General features: G+C 41.2%; 21 protein-coding genes. 18 read left to right on the top strand and 3 right to left on the bottom strand.

The window, feature by feature from the left end:
* Nucleotides 1–3: 3 nt before the first annotated feature.
* The 15 genes from E0F88_RS09970 (at nt 4) to nagA (ending at nt 15,328) form a co-directional block, all read left to right on the top strand.
* Nucleotides 4–1,263 carry an ABC transporter ATP-binding protein gene (locus tag E0F88_RS09970; protein WP_131958087.1) on the top strand — a complete coding sequence of 420 codons (1,260 nt, stop codon included), beginning with the start codon at nt 4–6 and terminating at the stop codon, nt 1,261–1,263.
* Complete coding sequence (locus tag E0F88_RS09975) at nt 1,256–2,338, top strand: DegT/DnrJ/EryC1/StrS family aminotransferase (RefSeq protein WP_131958088.1); 1,083 nt, start codon at nt 1,256–1,258, stop codon at nt 2,336–2,338. Before E0F88_RS09970 ends, E0F88_RS09975 begins: the two co-directional genes overlap by 8 nt.
* Nucleotides 2,339–2,342: 4 nt before the next feature.
* A complete protein-coding gene (locus tag E0F88_RS09980; RefSeq protein ID WP_131958089.1) occupies nt 2,343–4,391 on the top strand; it encodes an ArnT family glycosyltransferase in 2,049 nt (682 codons plus the stop codon).
* 82 nt (nt 4,392–4,473) lie between these two features.
* Nucleotides 4,474–5,172 (top strand): WbqC family protein, encoded by a 699-nt coding sequence (locus E0F88_RS09985; protein ID WP_131958090.1) that lies wholly within the window; start codon nt 4,474–4,476, stop codon nt 5,170–5,172.
* Nucleotides 5,173–5,174: 2 nt separating this feature from the next.
* Nucleotides 5,175–5,834: an acetyltransferase gene (locus E0F88_RS09990; protein WP_131958091.1), complete on the top strand. Its 660-nt coding sequence runs from the start codon at nt 5,175–5,177 to the stop codon at nt 5,832–5,834.
* Nucleotides 5,835–5,892: 58 nt separating this feature from the next.
* Nucleotides 5,893–7,116, top strand: coding sequence for a glycosyltransferase family 4 protein (locus tag E0F88_RS09995; RefSeq protein ID WP_131958092.1), 1,224 nt, complete (start codon nt 5,893–5,895; stop codon nt 7,114–7,116).
* A complete protein-coding gene (locus tag E0F88_RS10000) occupies nt 7,113–8,096 on the top strand; it encodes a glycosyl transferase (protein ID WP_131958093.1) in 984 nt (327 codons plus the stop codon). Before E0F88_RS09995 ends, E0F88_RS10000 begins: the two co-directional genes overlap by 4 nt.
* Nucleotides 8,096–8,869, top strand: a complete 774-nt coding sequence (locus E0F88_RS10005) for a DUF5672 family protein (RefSeq protein WP_131958094.1) — start codon at nt 8,096–8,098, stop codon at nt 8,867–8,869. The genes E0F88_RS10000 and E0F88_RS10005 overlap by 1 nt, the downstream gene beginning before the upstream one ends.
* A 3-nt stretch (nt 8,870–8,872) precedes the next feature.
* Nucleotides 8,873–9,823: a hypothetical protein gene (locus E0F88_RS10010; RefSeq protein WP_131958095.1), complete on the top strand. Its 951-nt coding sequence runs from the start codon at nt 8,873–8,875 to the stop codon at nt 9,821–9,823.
* Between the two features lie 21 nt (nt 9,824–9,844).
* Nucleotides 9,845–10,723: a glycosyltransferase family 2 protein gene (locus E0F88_RS10015; RefSeq protein ID WP_131958096.1), complete on the top strand. Its 879-nt coding sequence runs from the start codon at nt 9,845–9,847 to the stop codon at nt 10,721–10,723.
* On the top strand, nt 10,720–12,051 hold the full coding sequence (locus E0F88_RS10020; RefSeq protein WP_131958097.1) for a hypothetical protein: 1,332 nt from the start codon (nt 10,720–10,722) through the stop codon (nt 12,049–12,051). Before E0F88_RS10015 ends, E0F88_RS10020 begins: the two co-directional genes overlap by 4 nt.
* A gap of 70 nt (nt 12,052–12,121) precedes the next feature.
* Complete coding sequence (locus E0F88_RS10025) at nt 12,122–13,168, top strand: acyltransferase family protein (RefSeq protein WP_131958098.1); 1,047 nt, start codon at nt 12,122–12,124, stop codon at nt 13,166–13,168.
* 117 nt (nt 13,169–13,285) lie between these two features.
* On the top strand, nt 13,286–13,582 hold the full coding sequence (gene trxA / locus E0F88_RS10030; RefSeq protein WP_131958099.1) for a thioredoxin: 297 nt from the start codon (nt 13,286–13,288) through the stop codon (nt 13,580–13,582).
* Between the two features lie 24 nt (nt 13,583–13,606).
* Entirely contained in the window at nt 13,607–14,170 is a 564-nt protein-coding gene (locus E0F88_RS10035) for a pentapeptide repeat-containing protein (protein WP_131958100.1), read from the top strand.
* A gap of 51 nt (nt 14,171–14,221) precedes the next feature.
* Nucleotides 14,222–15,328 carry an N-acetylglucosamine-6-phosphate deacetylase gene (gene nagA / locus E0F88_RS10040; RefSeq protein ID WP_131958101.1) on the top strand — a complete coding sequence of 369 codons (1,107 nt, stop codon included), beginning with the start codon at nt 14,222–14,224 and terminating at the stop codon, nt 15,326–15,328.
* Nucleotides 15,329–15,393: 65 nt separating this feature from the next.
* On the opposite strand, the gene E0F88_RS10045 is transcribed toward nagA, so the two are convergent.
* Entirely contained in the window at nt 15,394–17,592 is a 2,199-nt protein-coding gene (locus tag E0F88_RS10045; RefSeq protein ID WP_131958102.1) for a B12-binding domain-containing radical SAM protein, read from the bottom strand.
* Nucleotides 17,593–17,778: 186 nt separating this feature from the next.
* On the opposite strand from E0F88_RS10045, the gene E0F88_RS10050 reads away from it, so the two are divergent.
* Entirely contained in the window at nt 17,779–19,185 is a 1,407-nt protein-coding gene (locus tag E0F88_RS10050) for a purple acid phosphatase family protein (RefSeq protein WP_131958103.1), read from the top strand.
* Between the two features lie 3 nt (nt 19,186–19,188).
* Here the strand turns inward: E0F88_RS10050 and E0F88_RS10055 are convergent, their stop codons facing one another.
* Together E0F88_RS10055 and E0F88_RS10060 are read right to left on the bottom strand one after the other, a co-directional pair.
* Nucleotides 19,189–19,947, bottom strand: coding sequence for a ThuA domain-containing protein (locus tag E0F88_RS10055; RefSeq protein ID WP_131958104.1), 759 nt, complete (start codon nt 19,945–19,947; stop codon nt 19,189–19,191).
* Nucleotides 19,948–20,045: 98 nt separating this feature from the next.
* The gene (locus tag E0F88_RS10060; protein WP_310589723.1) at nt 20,046–21,917 is read right to left on the bottom strand and encodes a CocE/NonD family hydrolase; all 1,872 of its coding nucleotides are present in this window, start codon (nt 21,915–21,917) and stop codon (nt 20,046–20,048) included.
* A 151-nt stretch (nt 21,918–22,068) separates the two neighbouring features.
* On the opposite strand from E0F88_RS10060, the gene E0F88_RS34740 reads away from it, so the two are divergent.
* Nucleotides 22,069–22,236, top strand: a complete 168-nt coding sequence (locus E0F88_RS34740; protein WP_131958105.1) for a type II toxin-antitoxin system HicA family toxin — start codon at nt 22,069–22,071, stop codon at nt 22,234–22,236.
* Between the two features lie 30 nt (nt 22,237–22,266).
* Complete coding sequence (locus tag E0F88_RS10070) at nt 22,267–22,665, top strand: type II toxin-antitoxin system HicB family antitoxin (protein WP_131958106.1); 399 nt, start codon at nt 22,267–22,269, stop codon at nt 22,663–22,665.
* Nucleotides 22,666–22,838 lie beyond the last annotated feature (173 nt).

Consider the following 22,838-nt stretch of genomic DNA (forward strand, 5'->3'; position numbering starts at 1 on the left):
TACATGCCTGTAATTGTAGCTGAAAATATCAGCAAAAAATATATAATTGACCATCAAAGAAAAGGTGGTCCTCCAAGTCTTCGCGACATTGTCACCGATACGGTTGACAAAGTGTTTTCGCGTAAAAAAAAGGAGGAAAATTTTGAAGATAAAGAAGAATTTTGGGCTTTGAAAGATGTAAATTTTAGCATCGATCAGGGTGACAGGATTGGCATTGTTGGTCACAATGGTGCAGGAAAATCAACATTGTTAAAAATTCTCAGCCGTATCACGGAGCCGTCTACCGGACAGATTAAAATTGAAGGAAGAATAGCCAGCTTACTTGAGGTGGGTACAGGGTTTCACCCGGAATTGACAGGAAGGGAAAATATTTTCCTGAATGGTGCTATTCTGGGGATGGCAAAAAGTGAAATCAAACAGTCATTTGATGCCATCGTGGACTTTGCGGGAGTTGAAAAATTCCTTGATACGCCGGTAAAACGTTATTCCTCCGGGATGTATGTACGCCTGGGTTTTGCCATTGCTGCACATTTAAATCCTGAAATTCTTATAGTTGATGAGGTGTTGGCGGTGGGCGATACTGAATTTCAGAAAAAATGTCTCGGTAAGATGAGGGACGTATCAGAAAGTGGAAGAACGCTGCTTTTTGTAAGTCATAACCTTACGGCTATTCAGGCACTCTGCAACAAGGCTTTCTATTTTGAAAAAGGCCGTTTGATCGATCAGGGTGAAACCACGCATATCGTAACAAATTACCTGAGCAAGGTTTCACACAAGTCTCTTGAAAAACATTGGGATGACATTAATCATGCTCCTGGCAGCGACCAGGTAAGGATTAAAAGTTTCAGACTCTTCCCAGAATATCAGGAAGATCTAACTCACATTGACGTTCGCACACCTTTAAATTTTCAGTTCGAATTCTGGAATCTTGAAGACGGAGCAAACCTGAATTTGAGTATGCATCTTTATACTTTTACCGGTGAATGTATATTTAACGTAGGTACGCAGTCGGAAGCTTTTGCTAAGGGACTGGTTACAGGTACCTGCAACATACCCGGCAACTTCCTGAACGATGGCTCTTACGTCGTTTCCATGATGATTGTAAAAGACACCAGCACGGTGCTGTACAACATGGAAGAAGCACTTATTTTTGATATAGAGGATTTCCGTGAAAATGTGACCTGGTATGGTAAATGGCCTGGTTACATTCGCCCTCAACTTAATTTTTCCATTCGCCAAACTGAACACGTAGTGAATGATTAATGTCACTAAGACTTTTTTACCCGACCAGGAAAAATACCTTCAATATGTTCGCGAAATTTGGGAACGCGGGTATTTAACCAACAATGGTCCGCTTCTTCAACAACTTGAATCAGAGCTTAAAGACTATCTCAAAGTTGATCATCTGTATTTTTGCGGCAATGGGACAATTGTATTACAAATAGCCATAAAAGCATTGGAAATAACCGGAGAAGTTATCACTACTCCCTTTTCTTATTGCGCAACATCCAATGCAATTTTATGGGAAAAGTGTATTCCCGTTTTTGTCGATATCGATAAGGATACGTTTAATATAGATCCTGATCTTATTGAGGCATCGATAACGCCGGCCACCACAGCGATTCTTGCAACACATGTATACGGCAATCCGTGTGATGTTGAAAAGATTGAGCTAATTGCAAAAAAGCACAATCTCAAAGTTGTGTACGACGCGGCACATGCTTTCGGTGTAACCTATAAAAAAAGATCACTGCTATCTTACGGAGATATAAGTACCTGCAGTTTTCATGCAACAAAAGTTTTTCATACGATTGAAGGCGGAGCGCTCATTTCAAATCATCCTGAACTGGATGAAAAACTGAGTTTGCTGCGTGCCTTTGGCCATCAAGGTGACGAATCTTATCATTTTGCAGGTATTAATGGTAAAAATTCTGAATTTCATGCAGCGATGGGATTGTGTAATCTTCCGCATGTTCCGGAAATTATTGCTGCCAGAAAAGAAGTGTTCGACACTTATGACAATCAGCTGAACTGGGATGTTCTTGAAAGGCCGGTAAAAAATAAGGACATAGAATACAATTACGCCTATTACCCTGTTGTTTTTTCATCAGAGAAAGTTTTAAAAGACGTACTTGAGGCTTTGCGTGTTCAGGAAATTATTCCCCGCAGATACTTTTATCCATCTCTCAATACGCTTCCTTTTATGCCAGGACAGATTTCATGTCCGGTTTCTGAGAATATTTCGGAAAGAGTACTTTGCCTGCCCCTGTATGTCGGCCTCCCTTTAACGGATGTTGAACGTATTTCTGCGATAATTAATAGTGTTTTAGCACCATAGTATTATGGTTATAGTTTACCTTCTTGCATTTTTCCTGTTTCTCCTTGGTGTTGGTTATGTTGCAAAACAAGTAGCCGGGCCATCACTCACCGAGTGGTTGATCGTTTCGTTTCTCCTGTTTACAGGAAGTGTAATTCCATCCGGATTTTTACTTTCTGCACTGGATCTTACGGCGAGCACCTTTTCATGGATTGCAGCGACTTTTTCGGTGCTTGCATTACACTTGGGAATATGGAAGATGCTGGTTCCGGTACGCCAGGAATATGCAGTTTCAGTAATTCTTAACAACAGGTTAAGCACGTTCAGGCTATGGATTGCCGAATTATCACCCTATCTGAAGTTTATATTTGTCTTCATGTTTGGCACCATGTTCGTCATTGGTGTAACGAATCTGATCCTTGTTCTGTTTACTGCTCCTAATGAGTGGGACAGTATGACCGGCCATTTGAACCGCGCAATCCGGTATATTCAGCGTGGGACTATGGAACATTTTGGAGGCGCTAACTGGAACATGGATACCTACCCAAAAAGTGTAACCAGTATTCAGATCTATTCTTACCTTATTACGGGTGGTTTTGAAAATGCATTTAAACTGATTCATCATTTATCATACTACATAACCCTCGTTTCTGTCTTTGGTATAGCACAGCGGATCGGTCGTAATCTTTCGGCAAGCGTTTTCTGTGCGTTGGCATATGGTATGTTTCTTGATTTCCTGATGCAGGCCGTAACGACCGAAACGGATATTGTATTAACTGCTTACCTAAGCTGTCTACTCTATTTTCTTTTTACATTTTACAACACCAGGGAAAACCGCTACCTGTACCTGGCGGGACTTACCTTCGGGATTGCGTTTGGACACAAGGCAACATTTGCCCTTTTGCTGCCATCTGTTTTTGTATTGATGCTGTATACCGTTTTTCTGGCACCCGATCTGAAAGTCTTTTTCGACAGGTTTATAAAACTTGCAGCGGCGATTGTTGTATCTGTGATGATCTACATGCTCCCCACGGGTTATGTTAAAAACATACAGGTTTTCGGTCATCCCATCGGCCCTCCAACTGCACTCAGACATCAATCTATCGAAAGATTTGGCCCGCTTCCGAACCTGGTAAAACAGGGAACAAGAAACGTCTTGCGTTATTCATACGACTTTTTTAATCTAGACGGACTGCGTAATGCACAGTGGGGATATGATATTAACACTGTAATGCGTAAACCGTTAGTAGTGATAGAAGATAAACTGCGGCTGCGACTCGATGAAGAAAAAGTGTACGCGATTGTTCCCTTCTCTTTCCAGCGCAGATTTGAAAATTACAACGCAAATCCGTACTGGGGGGCTTTTGGTTTTGCATTGATTCTTCCGTTAATTTTGCTTGTTTTTGTCAGGGTTTTCTGGTCGCGGGTGCACTGGTTTCTCGCACTGGCATTTATTCTGCATTTTATTGCTGTTTCGTATTCAGCAGTTTATGATCCGTTTAAAGGGAGATACTTTATAGAAACTGGCCTTTTTGGAGTTCTCTTTCTTTTACTGTTATTTTCACATCACCGCCTTTCTATCATTAAACCCAGAAGAAAAATCTGGAAAGGTTACGTTGCTTTGGTTGTTGTGGTCGCCTGCGTTTCAGCGGTAATGTCTGTTTATCTCAACATTCGCTGTCTGCCTTTTCCCGCGTACGGCTATGAATCTGCATTAAAAGCAGACAGGATAAAATTTCAGACTTTTGCACGACCCGACATTACTCCTGCCTATGAGCGCTATGACTCCATTGTTCCACAGAACGCTACCGTTGCCCTGGCTACGACAAACAGCGACTTCGAATATCCGCTTTACGGAAAAAAACTTACCAGAAAATTAATCTCGATCAACCCTTTTGAAGAAGGGTTAAGACCAATTCCCAAAGAAGCGGATTATCTTTTTTATGCAAGAAGCGTTATTAACGATACCAGTAAAATCAAAGCCCTTCCTGGTGATCTCCGGCTTGGTTCAGATACTACCCTGACAAATCTGGATGAAAAAGGAGAAGATTATTACCTTCGGAAACTCAGGTAGAATAGTTTTCTTAATCATCCGAAAACTATTCTGCAAATTCAAATGCTAACACGGCACTATGATGCCAAAAACCATAAATTTCATGACCATTGCAATTATGCAGCCTTATATATTTCCGTATATAGGATATTTTCAACTGATAAATGCTGTGGATAAATTCATCATTTACGATGATGTAAATTTCATCAATAAAGGCTGGATTAACCGTAACAATCTTCTGGTATCCGGCAAGCCTCATCTTTTTACAATTCCTTTAAAAGATGCAAGTCAAAATAAACTGATTTACGAAGTTGAAATGCTGAAAGGCGATCCCTGGAAAAAGAAGTTTCTTAAAACCCTGCAGCAATCTTATCAGAAGGCACCTAATTATCAAAAGGTTTCTATTCTGATAGAAGAAATTGTACATTTAGAGCTAGAAACCATTAATGATCTCACAATTGCAGCCCTTCAAAAAGTTTGCAGTTACATGGGTATCACAACAGAAATTATACTTTCCTCAGGAATTTACAAAAACACGGAGCTTAAAGGGCAGGACCGTATTTTGGATATTTGTAAAAAAGAACAAGCTTCTCATTACATCAATCCGATTGGTGGCATGGAGTTGTATAACAAAGATAAATTTTCGACAGAAGGCATACAGCTGAACTTTTTAAAAAGTGTGGCAAAACCGTATCCCCAATTTCAAAATGGTTTCGTACCTTGGTTGTCGGTTATCGACGTACTAATGTTTAATGACCAGGAAAATTTAAACACACTCTTAAAAGAATACGAACTTATTTAACAATGGCTAAGGTTATCATTTTCGGCGTGCTGGATACAGCAGAACTGGCACATTATTATCTGCAGCATGATTCAGAACATGAAGTGGCAGCTTTCACCATTAACCGCGAATATATTCAGGATGAAGCCTTTCACGGCTTGCCCGTAGTTGCTTTTGAAGATGTTGAAACTATTTTTTCGCCCTCTGAATATTCATTTTTCGCACCCATGACGGGCCGCAATATGAACAGAAACCGTGAAAGCATTTACAATGAGGCAAAAGCAAAAGGATATAAATTTATCTCCTACATCAGTTCACATGCCACTATTTTTGACAAGGGGGTAGTTGGAGAAAACTGTTTTATACTGGAAGACAACACCATCCAACCCTACACGACTATTGGCAACAATGTAGTGATGTGGAGTGGTAACCATATCGGGCACCACGGCAGGATAAACGACCACGTTTTTTTCACTTCACATGTAGTGATGTCCGGCCATTGTCAAATTGATTCTTATTCATTTTTTGGTGTCAACAGTACGATCCGTGACTATATGCACATTGCTCAGGGTACACTGGTTGGAATGGCATCCGCAATTACAAAAGAAACCGAAGAGTGGGGTATTTATATTGGCAATCCGGCAAAAAAAGTTCCTGGAAAAAAAAGCTATGAAGCATATTGATAGGGCATTGAGAATCCTCAAAACTATGTGAAACTGATCATAGCAACTCACTTAACAAATGGAACATAAGAAAATATTATTTGTAAGTCATGATGCCAACCGGGCAGGAAGTCAGCTTCTGTTGCTGCAGTTGCTGAGACTCCTGCAGGAACGTGGCGTTCCGATGCACTTGCTGCTTTGTAACGGTGGTGAGCTGGAAAGTGAATTTGCTCAAATAATTACCATCACCAGGTTATATCAGCAGGATTCCATTTCGGAAAATTTCATAACGGGCAAGATTTTAAAAAAAATAAATCTTCATAGATTGTATGAAGAACATTCAGCACAAAAAGAAAATGACCGGATTATTCAGGAACTGGAGGCTCAAAATATAGGGCTGGTTTTTGTAAATTCAATTGCAAATGCCCGGGTTTATTATGAAACCCTTCGTTTTTTACACAATGTTCCGTTGGTGCTTTTTGTGCACGAGCTGGCTATGTCTGCAAGGATTTACACACATGAAAAGCATTTGAATTTCCTTTTAAAGAAAACAGATCATCTTATTGCGGTATCCAGGGCAGTTGCTAATTATTACGTTAAAAAATACGATTTCCCTGTACAGCATGTGAGCACATTTACCCTGATCGATCATGATCATGTGGATGAAATACTTAAAACTGTCCAGACAGACCTGTTAGAAAAAACATATCGCATTCCTTCCGACGCCATTGTTGTTGGGGGGTGCGGAAACGCAGAGTGGAGAAAAGGAAATGATATTTTCAACTGGATCGCAAAAAGTGTTATTAAAACTACCACCCCCCTGCCGGTTTACTTTGTTTGGGTTGGAGCAGGTCCGCAGCACGAAATATACGAGCTTATTGAAAGCGATATTCGCCAAATGGGGCTTTCCGACAGAATTATATTAATTCCCCCAACACCTCAGGCACTGGACTACATCAATCGCTTCGATATCCTTTTACTCAGTTCAAGAGAAGATCCTTATCCATTGGTTGTGCTTGAAGCGGCTTTACAGGAAATACCTGTCGTTTGCTTTGAAGATGCAGGCGGTGCACCCGAATTAATAGAGTCCGACGCAGGTTTTGTAGTTCCTTACCTTGACATTGCTGCAGCATCTGACGCTGTTATTCAGTTGGTTCTGGATCCGGGGCTTCGTCAGATTATGGGAGAAAAAGGACGTAAGAAAGTTCTGGAACGTCACAATACCGAGAAAAGCGTAGGAAACATCGAGACTATCATTCAGAAGTATTTACCTTTGACCGTTTCGGAAAAGCAAAATCAATGACCATCGTTTTTACAATTTGTTCAATAAACTATTTAGCCCAGGCAAGAACCCTTGGTGATTCCCTACAGGCAACAAATCCTGATATTAAATTCTTTATAGGACTCGTTGATATTTTGGAAGGCGTAAGTTTTGACGAAGCGTATCTGCCCAAATATCCGATGATTGAAATCGACAAAATTGGTATTGAAGGGTTTCAGGAAATGGCAGACCGTTATGACATCACTGAACTGAACACAGCCGTCAAACCTTTTTATTTTACTTACTTTTTTAAAAATTATCCAGAAGCTGAAAATGTAATTTATTTTGATCCGGATATAATCATTTTCAAACCGCTTACCGGATTGCTGCATTCGTTAAAAAGTCATCCGGCCGTTTTAACTCCGCATATCAATACTCCAATTAATGACCGCCTAAAACCCAACGAACTTGACCATTTAAACACCGGCATTTATAATCTGGGATTCGGAGCGTTTGCAAGAAGCGAAAAAGGCCTTGAATACATCAAGTGGTGGGAAGAAAAACTTCGTTACGAGTGTTATATAGACCTTTGTACCGGTTTGTTTACAGATCAAAACTGGATGAATTTTCTACCGGTTTTCGTTCCTGAAATGTTAATAGAGCGTAATCCGGGATATAATGCAGCATACTGGAACTTACATGAGCGTAGTTTTTCTTTCGTGGACGGTTCCTTTATCGTTAACGAAAAATATCCTTTGATCTTTTTTCATTATAGCGGATATGATCCTGCCAAACCGGATGTTCTTTCAAAATATCAGGACCGGTTTGAACTATCGCAGCGCGAAGATCTGACTGAACTATTCGAAATTTATAAAAATAACCTTTTAAAAAACGGGAATTCCTATTATCGTAAGTTTCCCTGTTACTATATCAAACCCGTTCATGTAAAGCGGTATCAGCGTGTAAGAAAATGGTTAAAAAAACCATTTCAGTATGCCATTGAACAGCTCGAAACTATCTAATGAAAGAGCTCGTATCCGTTATCATTCCCGTTCCTGACCCTAATCTCAGTCCAATACAAGAAAGAATATTACACCATTGTCTTGAGACGCTCGAGAAGTACCCTGTTATCTTTATCACTTTTGAAGGGGCTGATCTGAACATCATCAGGGAGCATAAAGAGGATATAGACGTGATTTATTTCCCGAAAGAATATTTTGCATCACGGCAAACGCTGGCAAAATTATTTTTGATGGAAGACTTCTACGACCGGTTTAGCTGGGCGGATTTTCTTCTTATTCATGAATTGAACAGCTGGGTAGTAAAAGATGAATTACACTATTGGTGCAAGCAGGGATATGACTATTTAAAAGCAGCTCCTGTTACGGAAAAAGGAAATACAAATCTAAAATTAAATCCATTATCCAGAATTTTGGGATTGAACAAAGTTGAAAAAGAATTGCTGGGAACTGCTTTTAATGAAAATGGAATTTACCTCTGTTTTATTGAACGGATGATTAAAACATTGCAGGCCAAAAAGAAAAATGCTTACGAATACCGCCATAATGATGAATTGATTAACCGGGACTCGGTTTTTTGGGAATTAGAAGCGAACCGGTTTAGCCAAAGCCTGCGTAAGCCGTCCGAGATCGTCAGAAATTATTTCTGCCAATCATTCACGGACTTTGAATCAAAAGCCCCGCTGCCCGCTAAAACCTTACCTTTTGCCATAACAAACGTCAACAATAACAATATTGATAGCCTGATCCGTATGATTGGTTCAGGGAAGAATTAACGTATGAATATTATTTTCACAGTTTGCAACCGCACAAGCCTGACCAACGCAATTGCTCTGGGGACTTCTGTCATGAAATATCCGGAACATATTTTTTATCTGTGCTGGGTTGATACAGTTGCTTTAACAAATCTTCCTGAAAATATACGGCTTATAGATGTTACCAAACTGGCACTGCCTGAATGGAAACAAATGGCTAACCAATATCATGATTTTGAGCTTGTTGCGGCTTGTCGTCCCTGGTTTGCCAAACATCTGATAAATCTGCATCCGGAACAAAACACCTTTGTGTTTCTAGCGCCGACAGTAGCTCTTTACCAATCACCTGAAGAAATTATCAGGCTGAGCGGCGATTTGCTGTTAACACCAAACATTACAAAGCCGATAAAAGAGAAAGCCTCTCTGGACGATAAACGAATACTCAATATTGGGATGTTTCATTCAGGCGCCTGGGTGCTCCGCCCTTCGGAAGAGAGCCTGAAATTTCTGGATTGGTGGTGTGAAAGAACAATCGACAGAGCTGAATTTAATCTATGCAATGGGATGTGCCTGGATCAGCTTTGGCTCAATTTTTGCCTGGTCCACGTACCAAAAACAGTTCAGATATCCTATTCCGGCTGGCACTATGGCCTTCATGCTGTTTTAAATAGAGAAATCACAGAAAAGCAAGGCAGTTACTTTGTCAATGGGGTACCGCTTATTTCAATAGATTTTGCGGGACTTGATTTTTTCGATCCGGTTTGGTCCGATTATGCGGATTTGATTAGCAAGAGCAATCTTTTCAAAAAGATGCATACCAATTACAAACATAGTATCAGGCAGTTTCGGTCTCTGCTTTCGGAAACAGCGACACCCGGATATGGCCGTTCCCCGCAAATAAAAAGCAACAGACTTTTCAGAAAGAAACTTGCAGTAAAAATTCAGTCAATAACACGGTTTATTGATCAATTTTAAAGACACTATTGACAGTTTGAAATGACACCCCTCAAAAGAACCACAGCCGATTTACGCGATTTTCTTTCATCATTAAAACTTAATGCTGAAAAATCTGACCGTTTTCCGAAACTTACCATCATTACGCCGTCATATAATCAGGCGGATTTTTTGGAGCGAACCATTTTAAGTGTTCTGAACCAGAATTATCCGAATCTTGAATATATCATTATCGATGGAGGATCAACAGATTTCAGCGTTGATGTCATAAAAAAATATGAAAAGTATCTGACCTACTGGGTTTCAGAAAAGGACCGGGGTCAGGTTCATGCGATTAACAAAGCCCTGGAAATGGCAACAGGTGAATATATCGGTTTCCAAAATTCGGATGATGTATATTTTCCGAACACTTTTAAGCGTTTTGGAGAGGAAGTTTTAAAACAAGCCGACGATATTATTTATGGTGACCTTTTTATGATTTCCACAGATGATGAAGTAACTGAACTTTTAAAAACCACATCTTTCAATTTCAGTTGCCAAGTACTCGAAGGAATGCAAATCCATAATCAGACTTTATTTTTTAAAAATGATCTTGTCAAAAAATATGGTTTGTTTGATGAATCTTATCATTTCGCATTTGACTATGAATTTATAACACGTTTTACCGCCTCAGGCACAACCACCGTCCGGAAAGTTGAAGGTTTAGGCGGAGCACTACGGGTTCATGCCGAGGCAAAATCGTCTAACATTGCATCAACTGTCGGAAAAACGGAACATGCCAAGGTGAAGGAATTGTACATTTCGGAGTTAGGTTTCCCGTCTCTGAACAAAATGCGGTATCTTTGGTGCAGATTTTCGAAGATTGCTTACTTCGTTTCTAAATTTGACCTTAAATATATCAGTTACAGATTTTCTAAATGAATTGGAGCCTTTTAAATATTGGAACAAATTTCACTAACCTCAGATATTCTGTGGGTATAGCGATGATGTTCAACGGCTTTCCGCTTATTTTCTTTATCAGGGACACGCTAAAAATTGGCCCCGCAAATAGTATCTTCACTGCGGCATTTCTGGCATTAGGGCTTATCCTGATGATCCCAAGGCATATTTTCAAACGCCTTTACAAACCCAATACCATTTTGTTTAACCTGGGCGTGGGGTTTCTGGTTATCATGTTTTACTACTTTATGTTTATAAACTTTGGTGGAAAAGCAATCGCAGAAATCGGAAATTTTGTCTTCATTTTTGGTTTTTTGATTTTACTCTTACATATTCCAAACGACGTATCCGAAACGCTCGTTACAGTGTTGTTTGTGCTCTCCCTATTTGCAAATGTTACGCTTGTTTACTCACTATTAACCGATCCAAACTGGACTCCGGGAATGCGTGCCGCAGTAAGTTTCTCAAACGACGGAGCTCAGCCCGGTGGTAATCCGCACATCACTGCCAGAAATGGCGTAGTGTGCCTGATCTCTGGCTTTGTCCTTCTGAGTAATACCAAAGGCGTTTTCACAAAAATATTCTTATTTTTCTCCATCCTGTTCAGCCTGGGTGTTGTTGTTATTTCACTGGCAAAATCCAGCTACATCGGTATCGGACTTATGCTGACGGCTTATTTTATCTTTCACTTTAAAGTATCCAGCATATTTACTGGCGCCGCAAGCCTATTCAAATTCCGAAATCTTCTGGTACTGGTGCTAATCGTGATTGGCATCAATGCTTTTCTAAATAAATATGGTGACATTCTGAATCTCGTCCTGGGATACTGGGATGTATTTCAGGATCGTATTATGGACGTTATTTTTACCTCATTCGGGGTAAAACTCACAGAAACTGCGGATGTTGATTACTCGGCCATGGGTAGGGTAAGTGGTTTCGGAACTTTCCTGGAAACTGCGTTTTCATGGGATGCATTCCTGGGACGGGGTTACAAAAGTGATTATCTGGATGTTCCTATTCTGGAATCGTTTGTGGCCTATGGAATAATTGGGTTCCTGTTTTTTGCATTATTTAATCTGTTTCTATTCCTTTTTGCAATCCGTGAGATTCGAAGAGGTACGAGCGAAATATCGACTTTTCTGGCATATTTTTTCGTTTCCCTGACCATACTTTTAATTACAGGAGGACGACCCACTGACATTGCATTCTGGTTTCCATATGCTGTAATGATCCGGTTTTTAGGTATCCGATATCTGAATAATACCGTTCCGGAAAGGCAGGAAGAAATTTCAAATCCGGTATCAGCTTGATTAACAAAAAAACTAAGCTGCCTCAACGGTTTCCGTCCATATTTGAGGTTGTCCAAATTTCAACTTTCGAATGAGAGACAGAGTAGAACAGCTTGACGGACTGAGAGGAATTTTTTCAGTCCTCGTCGTTGCACATCACCATAATGCTTTTAAGGATTCCATTCTTTACAACAACTTTTTTGTCATCAATTCTGATTTGTTTGTTGACTTCTTTTTTGTTCTGAGCGGTTTTGTGATCGCGCTGAATTACATCAACAGAATTAATACCAAAGAGGATTTTTTTCAGTTTATTAAAAAAAGATTTATCCGCCTTTACCCTCTCTTATTTTATACAGAGATTGTGTTCCTGATCTTCAATTTACTTGGTGATTTCAGTTCCTTCAAAAATTCGACAGACCTCGGCATGGATTATTACCTGAATACGGTAATGGATACACTGACTTTCATGGGCTCCACCCCTGTTTTTGGCAGCTGGATCGGACTAAATTATCCTGCCTGGTCAATATCTGCCGAAATGATATCTTACCTTGTTTTCGGGCTTGTCCTGCTATTTTTTCCAAAATACAAAACTTTCACTTTTCTGGCTCTGATCTGCCTTTCAATCTGCTTTATCGTTTCCAATGGAAATTACGTGCTGGCTTATGATTATGGCTTTATCCGGAGTCTACTGTGTTTTTGTTTTGGTATTTTTACTTACAAATTTATTAAAGACAGACATTACAATTTAACTATTTGGGAAATCCCCTTTCTTGTCGTACTGGTTGGCGCCATGTATGTGATGCATCACTACGGACTAAATCTTTGGAAACTGGTTTTCCCTTTACTCTTTTCTGTCGGCATTGTCATTTTTTGTAATTCAACAGGCATCGTTACAAAGCTCCTGAACACGGCTCCGGTTCAGTATCTTGGGAAAATATCTTATTCAATTTACCTCAATCATGCTATCGTCCTGATATTGGTCAATGTCGTCCTTTTCAGAATGCTGAAATCTCCTGAAACCGAATTAATGTTCGTTTTCTCTTTATTTACCTCTATATCAATCACCATTATTTATTCTCATTTTACTTATAAATGGATCGAAATGGGTGTCAGTAAATTCTTAAAAGCCAGACTGTGACGTCCGCATAACACCTCATTTTGCGTCAAAAGGCGGACTTTAATTCCATTCCTGCTAAACCTTTAAGTTCAAAAATTGGTTATCAAAAGGTAAGTTTGTCCATTAAAAAACAGCAAAATGTCAACATTCAAAGAACTTATTAACGGAAATAAACCCGTACTTGTGGATTTTTCAGCCGAATGGTGCGGACCGTGTAAAATGATGAAGCCGATTCTGGAAACCCTGAAAACGGATTTGGGCGATATAGCAACGATCATCAAAGTAGACGTAGATAAAAATCCGTCTGCTGCGCAGGCTTATAAAATTCAGGGCGTGCCGACGCTGATCGTTTTTAAACATGGAAAACCAATGTGGAGACAATCCGGTGTCGTACAGGCCGATCATTTAAAATCAGTAATTAAAAAATATTTGTAATCCCGGACGGGAAAGTAAGTTTATATGCTCAGTAAAAAAATAACAGAGTCGGTAAGGAATATCGATTTTACCGTAGAAGATCTGCCAACTCAGGAATTTGAACAATTTGAATTTATAAACTGTACTTTTTCAAATTTGCCGGGCGTTAATTTCAGCGATTGTATTTTCACGGACTGCAATCTGAGCAACGTTTCATTTACGCATTGCAAGCTGGACAACGTTGAATTTTATAATTGCAAGTTGACCGGTGCAAACATATCGGCGGCCAAAGATTTTGGTCTGATGGTAAAATTTGACAGCTGTATCCTGGATTATGCAATTTTTGAAAACAAGAAATTAAACAAAAGCCTATTCTCAAACTGCCGCATACAGGGTGCCGACTTCACTCAGGCAGACTTGTCTAAATGCAGATTCCATAACTGTGATTTTAGTGATTCTGTTTTTGCAGGAACCAATATTGGAGGTGTTGATTTTACGACAAGTAAGAATTTCACCATTGATCCAACCTCAAATAACATAAGGAAAGCCAAATTTTTATCTTCTGACCTGGCTGGTCTTCTAACAAAATTTGATATTATCGTTAAATAAAACGGGACGTATTATCATATCTGCTAAATTGCCGGCTAATTCGTCCGGAGTATGAAACAGCTATTTGCCCATAAAGTATATACAGGAAATGAGATCCTGAAAGATCAGTTACTTACCATCGAAAATGGAAAGTTAACCAACATCAGGCATTCGGTTCCACTTCCTGAAATTCAAATTGTTCAAAATCTCTGTGCCGGTTTGTTCGACAGCCACATTAACGGCGGCGAAAAATACTACTTTACCCAAAGAGCCGACGAGGAAACAATTGACGATATTTATCAGGCCAGCGTTGCCACAGGAACCGGTTATGTGCTTCCCACACTGATCACTTCTCCACAGGATAATATTCTTAAAGGTATTGAAGCTGTCCGCAGCTATCAGGAAAAATATCCTGGTTCCGGTGTATTGGGTATGCACCTGGAAGGGCCTTTTCTTAATCCCATTAAACGGGGCGCTCACCTGGTTGCCTATGTCAGAAAGCCTTCCAATGCTGACCTGGAGGAAATTATAAAGTTTGGTAAAGATGTGATTAAACTGATTACCATAGCGCCGGAAATGTTCACAGAAGATCAGCTTAAGATGCTTCTGGAATCGGGGATCACCGTTTCCGCCGGCCATTCCAACGCAACTTATACCGAAGCTTCAAAGGCTTTTACTCAGGGAATTCATCTGGTTACGCATCTTTACAACGCCATGTCGGCATTCGCCCATCGCGAACCAGGACTGGTAGGCGCAACTTTTGATAACAATTCGGTTTATGCACCGATTATCATTGACGGCGTTCACTGCGATTTTGCAGCAGCGAGAGTGGCTTATAAGATTAAAAAAGACAAATTATTCCTGATTTCCGACGCATTGTTCTTAGGTGAAAAAGTTACGGAGTTTAAATGGGGAGAATTTGATGCTAATCTTAAAAACGGCCGGTATACCAATTCTGACGGTAACCTCGCAGGAGCAACGATTTCCTTGGGAGATGCAGTAAGAAATGCTGTTCAAATTGTAGGAATCCCTTTGCAGGAAGCCATTGAAATGGCAACAATCCGTCCTGCAAAAGCTATCAATCTGGATAAACAAATTGGCTATGTAGGAATTGGTTATCCTGCAACCTTTACAACTTTTGATGACGATCTGGAGAAATTCCAAGTCTTAAAATTCTAACAACCGGGAATTAAAATTCATCCTCTAAAAAACTAAGGTGCTCTCCGGTGTCTAAGGTGGTAAAATTACACAACCAACAACCCACCCTTCCGTAAATCCTGCCAGGTTTTTGATGTGGTAAACGACTCAAAACTGCCTTGCCCGGCGGTTTCAAACTCATTACGAAACTGTTCAAAGGCATAGGGTTCTGCATTGTTGGTAAGCAATTTTGGCATTATTTCCACCAGCCATTCAGCTACCGCCACTTCGGCTTCTACCACCCATTCTTTCTTTTTATTAAAGAAAACTAGTTCAGCTATTTCATAGACTTTCTTGCCTCTTTTTTCCTCAAATACACCCAGTTCCGGAAGACTTCCCATCCAGACAATCATCGCGTTCGATCTTGCCGCGATGTCCGGTAATTCCCGGATACTTTTTGCAATATAATTGGGAGAAACCGATGTTGATGGCACCTTAAAATCAAACCAGCGTGACAAAGGAAAATCCAGGCAAACACCATGCATGTAATTAAAAAGCGATTTCCTCAATCCTTCTGCGTAAAGATCATGATCTGCCCCCAACGGATCCTGATGTTCGAGGTCATTATTGGCAAATTTCCCCAAACCAGGACCAATACGCATGACGTCAAATTCCTCCGGGTGTAACCCAACAGGACTATGTGCTGTCATGGCAAACCTGTGCCAAAATCCCGACTGGACAATCCCCTGCTCAAAAAGTTGGCGAACCATTTCCAGGGCATCGATCGTTTCCTGAGCTGTTTGTGTCGGAAAACCGTACATCAGATAGGCATGCACCATGATGCCGGCCCGCGTAAAAGCATCCGCCACACGCGCAACCTGTGCAACGGTTACACCTTTTTTCATCCGTTCAAGCAAACGGTCAGACGCAACTTCCAGACCTCCTGAGATAGCAATACAGCCCGAAGCCTTTAAAAGCAAACAAAGATCATGTGTAAAATTCTTTTCAAAACGGATATTGGTCCACCAGACAACTGTCAATTTTCTGCGGATGATTTCCAAAGCAAGATCGCGCAGCAAAGCAGGCGGAGCAGCTTCATCTACAAAATGAAAACCGTTTTGTCCCGTTTGATTAATAATCTCTTCTATTCGGTCGCACAGTAATGCGGCAGTCATAGGTTCGTATCTGCGGATGTAATCCAGCGAGATGTCACAAAACGAGCATTTACCCCAGTAACAGCCATGTGCCAGCGTAAGCTTATTCCAGCGGCCGTCACTCCAAAGCCTATGCATGGGATTTACGATCTCAATAACCGACAAGTAATCATGCAGAGGCAGATCGCTGTAATCCGGCGTGCCCGTATCACGCTGCGGAACATCCTTCTCTTTTGCTCCATTGTGATAAACCACAACGCCATCCATCAATGAATAAACTCTTTTCAGTTTTGAAATCTCTCTTTCTCCGTCAACATATTCCAAAAGAGATAACAGCGGAGCCTCGCCGTCATCCAGACAAACAAAATCAATATAATTAAAAACACGGGGCTCTTTTAATGAACGTAGTTCGGTGTTGGCAAAGCCACCGCCCATAACCACTTTAATATCAGGATAATGCTTTTTCAGATATTGCCCGCATTTGAAACCACCGTATAAATTCCCCGGAAAAGGAACGGTAATACAAACCATATCCGGACGATATTTCTGAATTTTCTCCTCGAGAATAGTTGTCAGTATTTGAGACAAAAGTGTGTCCGGCATTTCCAAAGCCTGCTCCATTTCATCAAAATGCGTGGCAGATCTGCCAAGACGTTCAGCATACCGGCTGAATCCAAAGTGAGGATCCACCGCTTCCTGTATCAAATCACCAAGATCTTCGAGATACAAAGTCGCCAGGTGGCGCGCTTTGTCATGTATTCCCATTGTACCAAAAGCCCAGTCCATGTCTTCCAATTGCTGAAACCGGCCTGCTTCGGGAAGATAACTTCTGTCGCAGATACTGTGTGCAAGCGTAGGATTGTGGTTTTTCAGGAAACGGATAACGGGATCAATCGTAGCGACGTAATCGTCTCTTAGAGAATAAATGCGGAAACTATTCTCTGTAAGCTCCGCATCGGACTCATCCAGCTGTGCAAATAAGCGATTGAGACCTTTTGAAGAAAACAGCGCCAGAATTACATCAATACCCAAATCAGCCTGGTACGATTCCCGGCCCAAAGTATTTAAAAATCCTTTGAGATAAGCAGTGGCAGGATATGGCGTATTAAGCTGGGTAAACGGCGGGGTAATGAAGAGTGTTTTCTTTTTCAACAGATACCTTGTTTTTGATGCTGCAAAGATAAGGGTTTTGAATTTAAAAAAACCGAACACATTTGCCGTAAAGCGTTTCCCTCAACGGTTGATTGCGAAGCATATTTAATAATAACTTCATGAACTTAAATAGTCTTTTCCGGTAGAAAACCGGTATTCTTACAAATTATCTACCATCTTTCTTTTATGAAATTTAAGTATCTCAGGTCAAGGCATATACTGGCATTACTATTCCTAAATCCATTATTTATAACAACCGGTACTTTTGCCCAGGGAAACAAAACCTACCCCGCCTCTAAATTCCCTGACCGGGTCATTCTTGGGTTTAAAGGAAATCCGTCTGTCTCACAAGCAGTTAACTGGCGGACTGATTCCACGGTAACGGAGGCAATAGCAGCCATTCACGAAGCAGATCCGTCTCCCGATTTTCAGTCAAAAGCAAAAGTTACAAAAGCTCTAAGTCAGCCAACCGTACTGGATGGCAAGACGGTGTTATACCACGAAGCTAATTTTACCGATCTGAAACCTGCAACCCAATACATGTACCGCGTTGGAAATGGTACGCAATGGAGCGAATGGTTTCATTTTACTACGGCGTCAGACAAACATGAACCGGTTTCGTTTCTCTATTTCGGGGATGCGCAAAATGATTTGCGTTCCTTATGGTCCAGAACGATCAGAGGTGCTTATTCTACTTTGCCAAAAGCAAATCTGATGATCCACGCTGGCGATCTGATCAACCGATCAAACAGTGATTACGAATGGGGCGAATGGTTTGAGGCTGGCGGCTGGGTGAATGGGATGATTCCAAGCCTTTCCACGCCAGGCAATCATGAATATTATTACGACAAAAACGACAAAGGTTATTTATCCATGCACTGGCGCCCACAGTTTGCATTACCTGAAAATGGTCCGGATGGGCTGGCAGAATCTGCCTACTACATCGATTATCAGGGCGTGCGGTTTATTGCCTTGAATTCACAGGCTGCTCTGCTCGATTCTTCGATTCTGGATAAACAGGCTGCCTGGTTTGAAAAAGTGGTCAGCGACAAGCCAAACCGCTGGACGGTTGTCATTCATCACCACCCGATTTATTCAACTAAAAATGGCCGTGATAATGATGAATGGAGGATAAAAATGGAGCCGCTGTACAAGAAACACAATGTGGATATTGTTTTACAGGGTCATGACCATACTTATGGACGCGGAATTAACATGCCATTGGGACAAAGTCGTAAGAAACCGGACGGACCAATTTATGTAGTTTCAGTTAGCGGGCCTAAAATGTATGACATCGGTTTGCAAAACTGGATGGATCGTGCCGCTTCCAACACACAGCTTTATCAGGTGGTTACGGTTGACGATAACAAACTGGCCTTTAAAGCTTACACCGTAAACGGCGATTTGTACGATTCCTTCGATTTGCTGAAAGATAAAAAAGGGCAGAATACGCTTGTAGAACTTTCCAATTCACTCAAAATGCAGGAAAGGCTCGAACTTCCGGAACGCTATCAAAAGAGTTTTAAAGAAGAGGAGTTAAAAGAATATAATCAGCGTTTTCAGGAATATAAAAAACGAAAAGGGCTAAAATAAATCTCAGTTCTTTGCCGCCCAGTGGATCGCATTTTTGAAAATGGTCTTATACTCTTCACTTTCAAAAAGTACAGGATCGTGTCCCATGAAAATGTATACGTTTCTGGCCTTGTAATGTTTATTAGACCAGATCACAGGATGATCGCCCATTTTGTTCTCTGAATCAGGAGAATAGGTTGATTCGTCTACGCTGGCGATGACGTGCACATTAGGACGCGGACTTTTATCATACGTATACCATTCTTCCTTTTTAACAAAAAATGAGACAGGAACACCCTTCATAATCGGGTGTTTCCTGTCTTCAATTTTTACCGTCGCCGAAGCAAATGTTGCAATATAATTTTTGTAACGAATGCCACCCATAAATTCGGAAAACCAAGGCCAGATTTTATAACCGTCAAAGTCGCCCAACAGCGTAGCATGATGAAATCCGATCCAGCCGCCTTTCCCTTCTTTTATATATTTTTCAAAAGCATTGACCGCTCCCGGCTTCCAGGCATAAGGCACAAAATCGAGCTGAATAAAAACCTGATAATTTGTCAGAAATCCATCATCAATCTGATCGGTATTCTCAATGTAGTCAATGCTAAACTGCTCCGTTCTGGCCAACTGATTGAGCCATATTTTAGCCGCTTTTGAATACGCTACATGATGCCCGCCACTCTCAGAAAGCGCCAATACTCTGAACTTCGGTTTTTTCTCCTGCGCCAGAACTTGCCCTGCCAGAATTACAATCAGAAAAATAGCGGACACCTTAATCATCCGACAGGTAGATTTGACTAGCATGAACAGATTTTTTATCAAAAAACTAGGATAACTCTTTGAAAATCAGTGCTCCTCTGTGTAACTTTCAGAACACCTTATTTTAGTACCGGCAACACAACGTTACTGCTGTTCTTCGCATCATGGTGAATCACAATTTTCGACTTTTGAAAATCCTGTTCGTTTGCTTCAAAAATATTGATAAATTTCTGAGGGTTACGGTCCACCAGCGGAAACCAGCTGCTTTGTACCTGAATCATCATTTTATGTCCTTTTTTGAAAGTATGCGCCACTTCATTTAACTTGAAAGAAACCTTTTCAATTTTGTCTTTGGTAAACGGCTCAGGCTTACTGAAACTGTTACGGAACTTGCCCCGGAAAACTTCTGCACGTACCATTTGCTGGTAACCGCCCATTTGCACCGGACGCTGTCCCTGTTCTGCAGCCGGCAATACGGCTCCCGCCGGCCAGACGTCGATCACCTTCACAATAAAATCCGCATCTGTACCCGACATGGAAACAAAAAGGTTCGCCGCGATTTCACCCGTCAGCGTTACGTCTGATGTTAAAGAATCTGTTTGAAAAACCAGTACATCCGGGCGCTGCGCTGCAAAACGCTGATCTTCGGCCATGTATTCATTGTTTCTGCGACCCAAAATGACGTTCGTGTAAGGCACAGGCTTGGCAGGATCGCTTACATATTCGCTGACACTTTTAACTGCATCCGGTTTTGTGGCAGACAGTTTTCCTTTGTCACCAAAATAGTAGGCCGTAGGAATGCTGTTTTTCGGAGGCCAGATATCGTAATTTTTCCATTGGTTTGAACCTGTTTCAAAAACCGTCACTTCCGCCTGATTAAAGCTTCCTTTGTCTTTCAGGTAAAAATCAAAAAATTTGGTTTCAATCTCATCCTGGTAATATTTATTCACATCTGCACCAAACTGATAGTTCGCAAACGACTTCCAGGAAGGAGACGCCCAGCCTCCGTGCGTCCACGGACCCATTACAAGCCTCGCGTTGTTTCCGGGCGACTGCTTTTCAATCGCTGAATAGGTTTTTAAAGCACCATACAAATCTTCCGCATCAAACCATCCGCCCACGACAAGCACGGCTGGTTTTACATTTTTCAAATGCTGTTTAATATTCCTCGACTGCCAGAATTCATCATAAACCGGATGCGCAACCACCTGTCTCCATACACTGTTTGGATCAGAGAAAAACGGACTTGCGTTGGCTTTTTTAAGCGGACCAAAATCCAGGAAATACTGGTACGCATCAGCTGAACCAGCCCGGAAGAAACGTTCATAATTTTCACCATTAGCACTTTTCGGACCGTCGAAACCGCTGTAAAAGCCAAAATTATCCATCAGGAAAAATGCACCGTTGTGGTAGCAGTCGTCACCGATAAACTCGTCCGACATCGGAGCCTGAGGCGAAACCGCTTTTAGAGCCGGATGCGCGTCGGGTAAAGCGGCCGAAGAATAGTAACCCGGAAAAGAAATACCGTAAATCCCAACGTTACCATTGGTTTTGGTGTTTTTTAAAAGCCACTCGATCGTGTCATAAGTATCGCTGGATTCATCGACATCTTTTGCAGATTTTTTGTTGGCGATAGCCGGAGTCATTTCCCGGAAATTGCCTTCGCTTTTGTAGCGCCCACGGGCATCCTGATAAACAAAAATGTATTTATCCCGCATCAGGGAAGTATTTGGTCCAAGCCGGCGACGGTAATTATTCTCCCCATACGGGCCGGCGGAATAAGGCGTGCGCTGCATCAGCACAGGATAAGCCTGCCCGTCTTTGGGCGTATAAATGACCGTATACAGTTTCACACCATCACGCATCGCAACCGCATGTTCCGTTTTGGTATAATTATTCCGCACCCAGCTGGTATCCACCGCCGGAGCGTTTTGCGCATTGGTAAAAAAAGGTAATAAAAACAGAAGTGCCAGTAATTGTTTCCGCATCATAGGTTTTTAAAGTTATAAGGGCAAAAATACGGAAAGATTGGTTGGGGATTGGGGTGGTTTGAAATTTTGAGGTTGAGGTTTGGGAAAAGCTCAAAATAGTAGTAAATTTGCTACCTTTAATACTTCATGAAATCAGAAACACACATGCTATATGAAGTCATCAGAATTCCACCGGCTGGTGAGAAAAAACGGTTGGTTGCATATCCGTACGGAAGGCAGCCACTACATCTACGAAAAACAAAGCAGACGTTATCCAGTGCCTTTCCATGGGGCCAAAGAAGTTCCGACGGGCCTGCAAAAGAAAATGAAGTTAAAGTGACACTCAACAAAAATCAACAAACTGGCAACGATGAAAAAGATAAAAATCATTATCGAAAAAGGCGCAGATCTGTATGCTGCTTACGCAGAAAACGTTGAAGGCATATATGGAGCCGGAGAAACGGTTAATGACGCAAAACAATCCGTTGTGGATGCCATTCAACTTCTGAAAAAGCACAATAACGAAGAACATGTTCCAAGTGTTTTGAAGGGAGAATTTGAATTGGTTTGGAAATTTGATACCGTAAGCCTTCTTAACTACTACAAAGGGGTTTTTACAAATTCAGCATTGGAACGTATTACCGGCATCAATCAAAAACAAATGCAGCACTATGCATCCGGCCTAAAAAAACCAAGAGCCTTACAAGCCAAAAAAATTGAAACTGCGCTGCACAAGCTGGGGAAGGAATTGTTGGCTGTGGAGTTGTAGGGTTTTGGGTTGAATGGGTCAAACTAGATTGCCTAAGCACAAAAAAGTTTTGTGAAGACACAGAACTCGGTTGAGCAATATTTGCCTGTGATTTTACAGTTACATCTCAAATGTCGTTAACGTTGTGGTCTTGCCATATTTGACTAGCAATTTGAGCAGATACTTGACTTTTT

Source organism: Dyadobacter psychrotolerans (assembly GCF_004349265.1).
GTDB classification, from domain to species: Bacteria; Bacteroidota; Bacteroidia; order Cytophagales; family Spirosomataceae; genus Dyadobacter; species Dyadobacter psychrotolerans.